The following is an 8,883-nucleotide window of genomic DNA, read 5'->3' as shown; positions in this document are numbered from 1 at the left end:
CGTGCGCGGCGCGGCCAGCGCTCTCGTCGCGGCTTCCCAGCCGATGAAGCCGTCCTTGCGGAAGTCGATCGCGCCGTCGATCCCCGCCTCGAAGGGCGTCAAATCCGGCGAGGTCTCGCGGCCCCAGGCGCGAAAGCCCTTTTCGATCCGCAGGGCGTCGATCGCGTAATAGCCGGCGTCCTTCAGGCCGTGGCGACCGCCGGCGGCGACCAGCGCGTCATAGACCCCGAGCGCGAACTCTGTCGGCACGAACAGCTCGTAGCCGAGTTCGCCCACATAGGAGCGGCGCGCCGCGAGGCCCGTGGCGTAGCCGATCGCGACCTCGCGCAGCGCGTTCGGCGGAAAGGCGCGGTCGTCGAGCGGGGCGTCGGTGAGCTCCGCCAGCAGCGCGCGGGACCGCGGGCCCATGAGGCCGAGGACGCAATACGCCGAGGTGACGTCGGTCAGCGTCGCGCGGGTCTCCGACACCAGATGGCGGCGGATCCAGTCCGCGTCGCGGACCGCCTGGCCCGCGCCCGAGACGATCAGGAAGGCGTCGCGCGAAAGCCGCGCCACCGTGACCTCGGCCTCGATCCCGCCGCGCGCGTTCAGCATCGCCGAATAGGCGCTGTCGCCGACCGCGAGCGCCATGTCGGCCGCGCAGATCTTCTGCAACGCGGCCTCGGCGTCCGGCCCCTCGAAGCGGAACTTCGCGAGGCTCGTCATGTCGAACAGAGCGACCGCCTCGCGCGCCGCTTTCTGCTCTGCCGCGCAGGCGCCGAGCCAGTTCGGCGGGCCGAAGCCGTAGGCGATCTCGCGGTCATGCGCGCCCGTCGAAAAGTAGTTCGGCCGCTCCCAGCCCATCCTGGAGCCGAACACCGCGCCCTTGGTCGCAAGCCGCTCGTGGAGCGGCGAGACGCGGAAGGGGCGGGCGGTCGTCAGCTCCCGGTTCGGCCAGGCCATGGCGTAATGCAGGCCGAGCGTCTCCTTCACCCGCGCCTTCAGCCAGGCGGGGTTGGCGTTGAAGGCGGCGAAGCGGCGGATGTCGACCGGCCACAGGTCCTGCGTCGGCTCGCCCGCGACCATCCATTCGGCGAGCGCGCGTCCCGCGCCGCCGGCCGACGCGATGCCGGCCGAGTTGAAGCCTGCGCCGATGAACAGCCCGCGCACCCCCGGGGTCTCGCCGAGCAGGAAATTGTTGTCGGGCGTGAAGCTCTCGGGGCCGTTGACCGTCGTCCTGATCCGCGCGGTCTCGAGCGCCGGCACGCGGACCAGCGCGTTCTCCATCAGGATCTCGAACTGCTCGTGATCGTCGGCCAGCAGCTGGAACTCGAAATTGTCCGGGATGCCGTCCATGCCCCAGGGCTTGGCGTCGGGCTCGAAGCCGCCCATCACCAGGCCGCCGACCTCCTCCTTGAAATAGATGTAGCCGTCCGGGTCGCGCATCACCGGCAGGTCGGGACGCACGCCCTCGATCTTTTCGGTGACGAGGTAGAAGTGCTCGGCCGAGTGCAGCGGGATCGAGACGCCGCACATCCTGCCGAAGGCGCGCGACCATTGGCCGGCGCAGATCGCGACGGTCTCGCAGGCGATCTCGCCTTGGGCGGTCGAAACCGAGCGGATGCGGCCGTCGCTTATGTCGACGCCCGTCACCTTCGTTTTCTCGAAGATCCTGGCGCCGCCGGCGCGCGCGCCGCGCGCGAGCGCCTGGGTGAGGTCGGTCGGGTTGGCCTTGCCGTCGCCGGGCAGCCAGACGCCGCCCAGAAGGTCGTCGGTCCGCATCACGGGCCAGCGCTCGCCGGCCTCGTGCGGAGAAAGCTCGTGGATCTCGACGCCCTGAGCGCGGGCCGAGGCGATCATGCGGCGGAGCTGCGTCATGCGCTCCGGCGTGCGCGCCACGGTGATCGAGCCACACTGCTTCCAGCCGGTCGCGAGACCGGTCTCGGCCTCGAGCCGGGCGTAGAGCTCGGCCGAATAGCGGATCAGCCGCGTCATGCTGGACTGGGAGCGCAACTGCCCGACGAGGCCGGCCGCATGCCAGGTCGTGCCGGAGGAGAGCCGCCCCTGCTCCAGCACCACGACGTCGCGCCAGCCGAGGCCGGTCAGGTGATGGGCGAGCGAGCAGCCCACGATGCCGCCGCCCACGATCACGGCCTGGGCGTGTGTCGGGAAGGGCGACGACGGCATGGCGGGTCCTCCAGCGTGCCGGGACCCTAGCTTTGCCTCCCCTCGAAATCAATCACAAAACCACAAAAAACCACATTATAAATCCTCCGCGACGATGCACGCGATCCCTTGCGCCTTGAGCGCGGCCCTCAGCCTCGCGGGCGGCGCGACGTCGACGATGACGCCCGCGACCGGCCGCGACGGCGCGATGCGCGAGGGGCCCGCCCGGCCGAATTTCGAGCTGTCGGCGACAAGGAAGCCTTGGCGTGCGGCGTCGAGCATCACGGCGCGGGTCTCGGCGGCGACACGCGAGAACACCGTGACGTCGCCTTCGGGCGTCAACCCGCCAATTCCGACGAAGGCGATGTCGATGCGGTAGCGCGGCAGCGCCGCGATCACGTCGAGGCCGGTGGTGGCCTCGTCGTCTGGGTCGACCTCGCCGCCGAGCATCGTGACGCGGACGCCCGCGCGCGTCAGCGCCAAGGCGTCGCGGAGCGAGGTCGCGAGCACGGTGAGGTCCTTCGGGGGCTGGCCTGCGAGCGCGACCGCGATCTCATGCGTGGTCGCGCCCGAATCGAGCAGCGCCACCATGCCGTCCTCGACCAGCGCGGCGGCGGCCCGGCCGATCGCGGCCTTGCCGGCGGCGTTCTCCTTCGTGCGCTCCGCGAAGGGCGCGTCGGCGACCTCGCGCTTCAGCGCCCCGCCATGCACCACGTCGAGCCGCCCCTGGGCCGCGAGCGCCTTGAGGTCGCGCCGGATGGTCTCGCGCGACACCCCGAAGCGCTCGGCGAGCTCCTCGACGCTGACGCTCTTCGCCGCCTCGACGCTCTCGACGATCTCGTGCAGGCGTCGTGCGGCGATCGGGCGGGGCATCGGCGGCTCGGGCTCGGACGGGGCCCCGGCAGTTTGCGGAGCGCCGGCGCCGGTGGCAAGAACGCGCCGGCCGCTGCGGGAGCCCAGACCGGTGGACGAGAGCCTGCCCTATCGCCCGAATGTCGGGATCGCGCTGTTCAACCGCGACGGCCTGGTGCTGATCGCGCGCCGTCTTGAGGACGATGGGCCGGAGGTCATCGGCCCCGGCTTCGAATGGCAGATGCCGCAGGGCGGGATCGACGAAGGAGAGGACGCCGAGGCGGCGGCCTTCCGGGAGCTCGAGGAGGAGACCGGCGTGACGCGCGCCCGGACTCTCGACGCCCATCCGGACTGGCTGACCTACGATTTCCCGCCTTATTCCGGTCCGCCGCACAGGCTCGCGGCGTTCCGGGGCCAGCGTCAGCGCTGGCACGCGATGCGCTTCGAGGGCGAGGATTCGGAGATCGAGGTGTCGCGCGCCTCGCCCGGCGCGCCGCCCGAATTCTCGGAGTGGCGGTGGGAGCGGCTGTCGACCGCCGTCGACCTCGTGGTCCCGTTCAAGCGCGCGATCTACGCCGAGGTCGCGCGCAGGTTCCGACCCTTCGCGGCCTGACGCGCCGCCGCTCGGCCTGGCCGATGGGCCGCCTGCGATGCGAAGCCGGCCCTGTTCCGGTCGCCGCGCCCGCTCACGCCGTCGGCGAAACGCCAGCGACCGGCTGAGGCAGGCCAATAGCGGGTTTTCAAACTGCTCAGCGCGTAAGGCTCAGATTCGCGAAAAAGGACTTCACGTGGTCGTTGAACGTCCTCACCGCACGGCGCGCCGCCGAACCGGACGGCGTCAGCAGGCAGATGCGCAGCGGCCGCAGCTTGTCGGTGAGCGTGACGTAACGGATTTGCGTGCCGTCATAGTTCATCGCCGTGCGGGTTTCGATGTTGAGGAGCGAGTAGCCAAGCCCATTGCCGGCGAAAGCGCGAATGGTCTCGAACGACGCCACGGGGATGACCTGGGCGGGATGCATGTCGAGCGTGTGGAAGAGCGAGAGGAAGTAGTCCCGGCTGTGCGGCAGGTCGAGGAAGATGAAGGTCTCGGACGCGACGTCGGCGAGCGAAGCCGTCGCCCGTTGCGCGAGCGGGTGACGGTGCGACACGACCAGCCGCGGCGGCAGTTCCGTAACGATGTCGACCGAGTGGTCGTTGGTGAGGTTGAGGTCGAAGGTCAGCGCCGTCTCGTAGAGGCCGCTGTCGATGCCCTCGAAGATGTCGCCCTGATCGACGACATGGCAACGCACCGCAACGTTGGGATGGCGCTCGTAGAACGAGCGTAGGATCGCCGCCAGATAGACCGAGGCGATGTTCACGAAGCACGCGACATGGATCTCGCCTGCGATCGCGTCGGCGAGGCTGCTCGCGGCGGCGTCGAACTCTTTGGCGTGGTTCAGCAGCAGCCGGGCGGCGCGCATCAGGTCGCGCCCGGCGGCGGTCGGGACGACGCCGACGGGCCGCTTGCGCAGCAGCAGTTCGACGCCGACCTCCCGCTCCAGATGATCGATCGCGGACGACACGGACGGTTGCGAGATGTTGAGGTCGCGGGCGGCCTGCGAGATCGAGCCCGCCTCCACCGCCGCCACGAAATATCTCAGATGCCGCAGCGTGTAGTTCATGGCGAGGCCCTGCTCCCGAGTGAGGCGATCATAGGCCGGCCCTATGGACAACCTCCAAACTTAATATTTTGCGTTGGTTCGACGGCCTTCCAGACTGCCCTCCTGTTCGAGGCGCACGAGGTCCGCGATGACGAAATACCGGCAGTTCAAGGCGGCGGCGATGCATGTCGCGCCGGTGTTCCTCGATACGCCGCGGACCGTGTCGAAGGCCTGCGCGCTGATCCGCGAGGCCGCCGATAACGGCGCCAAGCTGGTGGCGTTCTCCGAGACTTTCGTCTCCGCTTTCCCGATCTGGAGCGCCTTTGGGGCGCCGATCCACAACCACGCCTGGTTTCGCCGGCTCGCGGCGTCCGTGGTGGAGGTCCCCGGCCCGGAGATCGCGCGGATTCGCGCGGCCGCCCGCGACAATGACGTGATGGTCTCGATCGGGATCAACGAGGGTTCGGCGGCCAGCGTCGGCTGCATCTGGAACTCGAACCTGCTGATTGGTCAGGACGGCGCCATCCTGAACCACCACCGCAAGCTGGTCCCGACCTTCTGGGAGAAGCTGTCCTGGGCGAATGGCGACGGCGCCGGCCTCAGGGTGAGCGACACCGACCTCGGCAAGGTCGGCATGCTGATCTGCGGCGAGAACTTCAACCCGCTCGCCCGCTTCACGATGATCGCGCAGGGCGAGCAGGTCCACGTCTCCTCCTATCCGCCGGTCTGGCCAGCCTACGACCCGAAAGAGATCGCCTACGACGTCGCCGAGGGCATCCGCGTGCGGGCCAACGCCCACTGCCTCGAGGCCAAGGTGTTCAATATCGTGGTGTCGTCCTTCATGGACGAGGCGATGATCGAGGACATGGCCAAGGACGACCCGGAAGCGCGCCGGGTGCTCATGGACAGCCCGCGCGGCGTCTCGATGGTGATGTCGCCGACCGGCAAGGTGATCGCCGGACCGATGCAGAATGAAGAAGGCGTCCTCTACGCCGATATCGACACCGAAGCCTGCGTGGAGCCCAAGCAACTCCACGACCTCGCCGGCGCCTATAACCGCTTCGACGTGTTCAAGCTCACCGTCGACCGCTCCGCGAACCGCCCGGTGCGGTTCGAGGGCGTCGACGACGCCGACGACGCGCGACGACACGACAACGCTCCGCTCGCGGACGACCGCGGGATCGTCAGGGAGAGCGCCTGGGGCGCAGAACGCCTGCTGAACGGCGCGCCCTGACCGTTGAAGGTCCGGACCCCGCCGCTCCTCTCATTCGAGCACTGGGACATGAAGGGACGCCACCGATGACTTCGACGACGCGCCTGAGGACGAAATTCGCCGCCTGGACGCTGGCCGCGATGTCCGGCCTTCTCCCGCATGCCGCCGCCGCGCTCGACTACGGCAAGCCCGGGGAGCCGATCCACCTCGTTGTCGCGCATCCCTGTTGCTACGCCGAGGTGTGGTCTGTGTTCGCCAACGCCGGCAAGGAGCTTTGGAAAAAGTATCTGCCCGCCGGCTCGACCGTCGAATACATGGTCGGACTGCAGGGCGCGGTGGTCGTGAACCAGATGCTCGCCGGCAAGGCTCATGTCGGCTACATGGGCGACCTTCCGGCCTTCACAGCGACCACCAAGACCCAAGCCGCGGATGTGCGGATCGTGGCCTCCACCGCGATGGCCTACGACCAGTGCTACGCGTTTCTGGTGCGCAAGGACGCGCCGGAGTTCAAGACGGTCGACGAGGCGCTGAAGTGGGTCGACGGCAAGACCGTCGCGACGCCCAAGGGCAGCTGCACCGACGACTTCGTCCAGAAGCTGTTCAAGCGGACCGGGACGGAGCCCAGCTCCTACCTCAACCAGAACATCGAGGTGATCAGCTCCGGCTTCAAATCCGGCCGGCTCGACGCCGCTGCGGTCTGGGAGCCGAACGCGTCCAATCTCGTGGCTGAGGGCCTCGCCCGCCGGGTCGCATCCGGCGCCACCATCGGCGAGATGGGCGGCGGCTTCGTGGTGATGCAGGCCGATCTGATCAAGCAGCGCCCCGACGTGGCGAAGGCTTGGCTCGAGGCCGAGCTCGACGCGCAGCTCTGGATGGCGGAGGTGAAGAACGCCCGCGAGATGATCGGGATCATCAAGAGCCGCGTGAACGGCTTCACCGACAAGGGCCTGCACGACGCGATCTACGGGGCTTACCCGAAGGAGTGGGGCGGCAGCGACGTCCGGCTCTTCCTGCCCTACGCCATCACCAAGGACGTCACCGACCTCGTCGACCGCGGCGTGACCTTCCTCAAGGCCAACAAGGTCATCAACGTCGACAAGCTGCGCGACGACGCGATCGAGCCGACCCTCACCGCCGAAGTGTTGAAAGGTCGCGGCTTGGTCTCGCCGGTGGGCGAGGTGCGAGCCGCAGCCTCTAATTGAGGATGCGGGCGACGGCGGGCGGGAAGGTCCGCCGTCGCTCTACGAGACCCCGCATGGATCGAATGACGCATGACCGAGATTGACGCCAAGGCGCTGGGCGCGGACGGCGCCGTCAGGACGGCGAGCGCCTTCCCGCCTACTCCGACGACCGTGGCGCGGCGTCCGTTTCGGGCGTCGCCGAAACTGCCGTTGTCCCTTGTCGGCTTCGCTGCGTTCCTGCTCGCCTGGCATCTGGCGGTCGAGGTGTGGCGTCTGCCGCGTTTCGCGAAGCTGCCGGGCCTGGTCGAGGTCTTCGTCGAGTGGACGAGCACTGACCCGATGTATGGCGTCTCGCTGTTCACCGCCGAATATTACCAGCACATCCTCGTCAGCCTGAAACGGATCGTCGCGGCGTTCTCGGCCGCGACCCTGCTCGGCGTGCCGCTCGGGCTGCTGCTCGGCTGGTCGCAGCGGTTCCGGGAGTATGTCTTCCCGGTGTTCGAGACGCTGCGGCCGGTGCCGATCCTGGCCTGGGTGCCGATCTCGATCATCCTGTTCAGCGGCGCCGAGACCTCGGTCGTGTTCCTGACCTTCATCGCGGCCTTCTTCGTCACGACGCTAAACACAATGACGGGCGTGCAGTCGATCGATCCTTCGGTGGTGCGCGCTGCGCGCTGCCTCGGGGCCAGCCCCCGCCAGATCTTCCGCCACATCGTGGCGCCCGGCGCGCTGCCGCACATCTTCACGGGACTCCAGGTGTCGATGGGCGTGTCGTGGTTCTCGCTGGTCGCGGCCGAGATGGTGTCCGGCGAGTTCGGGCTCGGCTATCTGATCAACACCGCCTACGCCAAGATCCAGTATCCGACGATCGCCATCGGGATGATCACGCTTGGCGCGGTCGGCTATGCGTCCTCCGCGCTGGTGCGGTTGGTCGGCGCCCGGCTGATGGCGTGGCGGTTGCGCGAGATCGGAGTCGGGCGATGACCGACCTCGCTCTCGAGCCCGCCTCTCGGGGCGCCCCGCAGACCTCCTCCCGCGGCGCCATCAGCATTCGCAACGTGGTCAAGACCTATGGCTCGGGCGCCTCGCAGGTGACGGCCGTCGACGACTGCTCGTTCGAGGTCGCGGCCGGAGAGATCTGCATGGTGGTCGGCCCGTCGGGCTGCGGAAAGACCTCGCTGCTCAACGCCATCGCGGGCTTCCACGACATCACGTCGGGCGAGATCCTGATCGACGGCGAGACCATCTGCGGCCCAGACCGCCCGATGGCCGCGCCCGGCCCGGACCGCGTCGTGGTGTTCCAGAACGGCGCCCTGTTTCCGTGGAAGACCAACCTCGAGAACGTCGCCTTCGGCCCCACGATGCAGGGGACCATGACGGAGGCCGCCGCAAAGGCGCGAGCCCGGAGCCTGCTCGCGGAGGTCGGCCTCGACGATGTCGCGGAGCGCTTCCCGGGCGAGATCTCGTCCGGCATGCGGCGACGGGTGGAGATCGCCCGCGCGGTCATCAACGAGCCGCGCGTGCTGCTGCTGGACGAACCCTACCGCGCGCTCGACGCCTTGACCAAGCAGGTCATGCACGAGGCGCTGCTCGAGCTCTACTACCGCAACAAGGTCACGATCTTCTTCATCACCCACGACCTCGAAGAGGCGGTGTTTCTCGGCCACAAGCTGGTGATCTCGACGGCCCGGCCGTGCCGGCCCAAGACCATCATTGAGGTCGACATCCCACACCCGCGGGACCGTTCCGTCATCACCAGCCCGCGCTTTCGCGAGCTGATGGAGGCGGCCCACGAGGCCGTGCGGCAGGAGGCGGTCGCCGCCTTCCAGGCAGGCGACAAGGAGGGCTGACG

The 8,883-nt window shown here is 68.7% G+C and carries 8 protein-coding genes; 5 read left to right on the top strand and 3 right to left on the bottom strand.

Annotation, left to right across the window (positions count from 1 at the left end):
- Positions 1–2,166: GcvT family protein (locus EK403_RS13255; RefSeq protein WP_245479687.1), on the bottom strand; the 2,166-nt coding region annotated here is incomplete at its 3' end.
- A gap of 75 nt (positions 2,167–2,241) precedes the next feature.
- The gene (locus EK403_RS13250; RefSeq protein ID WP_128777961.1) at positions 2,242–3,018 is read right to left on the bottom strand and encodes a DeoR/GlpR family DNA-binding transcription regulator; all 777 of its coding nucleotides are present in this window, start codon (positions 3,016–3,018) and stop codon (positions 2,242–2,244) included.
- Between the two features lie 91 nt (positions 3,019–3,109).
- On the opposite strand from EK403_RS13250, the gene EK403_RS13245 reads away from it, so the two are divergent.
- Positions 3,110–3,610, top strand: a complete 501-nt coding sequence (locus EK403_RS13245; protein WP_245479686.1) for an RNA pyrophosphohydrolase — start codon at positions 3,110–3,112, stop codon at positions 3,608–3,610.
- A gap of 136 nt (positions 3,611–3,746) precedes the next feature.
- Here the strand turns inward: EK403_RS13245 and EK403_RS13240 are convergent, their stop codons facing one another.
- Positions 3,747–4,658, bottom strand: coding sequence for a LysR family transcriptional regulator (locus EK403_RS13240; protein WP_128777959.1), 912 nt, complete (start codon positions 4,656–4,658; stop codon positions 3,747–3,749).
- Positions 4,659–4,785: 127 nt separating this feature from the next.
- On the opposite strand from EK403_RS13240, the gene EK403_RS13235 reads away from it, so the two are divergent.
- The 4 genes from EK403_RS13235 (at position 4,786) to EK403_RS13220 (ending at position 8,881) form a co-directional block, all read left to right on the top strand.
- On the top strand, positions 4,786–5,871 hold the full coding sequence (locus tag EK403_RS13235) for a carbon-nitrogen hydrolase family protein (RefSeq protein ID WP_128777958.1): 1,086 nt from the start codon (positions 4,786–4,788) through the stop codon (positions 5,869–5,871).
- Between the two features lie 65 nt (positions 5,872–5,936).
- Positions 5,937–7,052: an ABC transporter substrate-binding protein gene (locus EK403_RS13230; RefSeq protein ID WP_128777957.1), complete on the top strand. Its 1,116-nt coding sequence runs from the start codon at positions 5,937–5,939 to the stop codon at positions 7,050–7,052.
- Positions 7,053–7,121: 69 nt separating this feature from the next.
- Positions 7,122–8,015: an ABC transporter permease gene (locus EK403_RS13225; protein ID WP_128777956.1), complete on the top strand. Its 894-nt coding sequence runs from the start codon at positions 7,122–7,124 to the stop codon at positions 8,013–8,015.
- Positions 8,012–8,881: an ABC transporter ATP-binding protein gene (locus EK403_RS13220; RefSeq protein WP_128777955.1), complete on the top strand. Its 870-nt coding sequence runs from the start codon at positions 8,012–8,014 to the stop codon at positions 8,879–8,881. The genes EK403_RS13225 and EK403_RS13220 overlap by 4 nt, the downstream gene beginning before the upstream one ends.
- The last annotated feature ends 2 nt before the right edge of the window (positions 8,882–8,883 follow it).

Source organism: Hansschlegelia zhihuaiae (assembly GCF_004103825.1).
GTDB classification, from domain to species: Bacteria; Pseudomonadota; Alphaproteobacteria; order Rhizobiales; family Methylopilaceae; genus Methylopila; species Methylopila zhihuaiae.
Note: the sequence above shows the minus strand (reverse complement) of the source record. Positions and strands in the feature narration are given on the sequence as shown.

Bases quoted from the DNA above. Each gene is read 5' to 3' on its own strand.
- EK403_RS13250 (WP_128777961.1), bottom strand. From the start codon at position 3,018: ATGCCCCGCCCGATCGCCGCACGACGCCTGCACGAGATCGTCGAGAGC.
- EK403_RS13240 (WP_128777959.1), bottom strand. From the start codon at position 4,658: ATGAACTACACGCTGCGGCATCTGAGATATTTCGTGGCGGCGGTGGAG.
- EK403_RS13235 (WP_128777958.1), top strand. From the start codon at position 4,786: ATGACGAAATACCGGCAGTTCAAGGCGGCGGCGATGCATGTCGCGCCG.
- EK403_RS13230 (WP_128777957.1), top strand. From the start codon at position 5,937: ATGACTTCGACGACGCGCCTGAGGACGAAATTCGCCGCCTGGACGCTG.
- EK403_RS13225 (WP_128777956.1), top strand. From the start codon at position 7,122: ATGACCGAGATTGACGCCAAGGCGCTGGGCGCGGACGGCGCCGTCAGG.
- EK403_RS13220 (WP_128777955.1), top strand. From the start codon at position 8,012: ATGACCGACCTCGCTCTCGAGCCCGCCTCTCGGGGCGCCCCGCAGACC.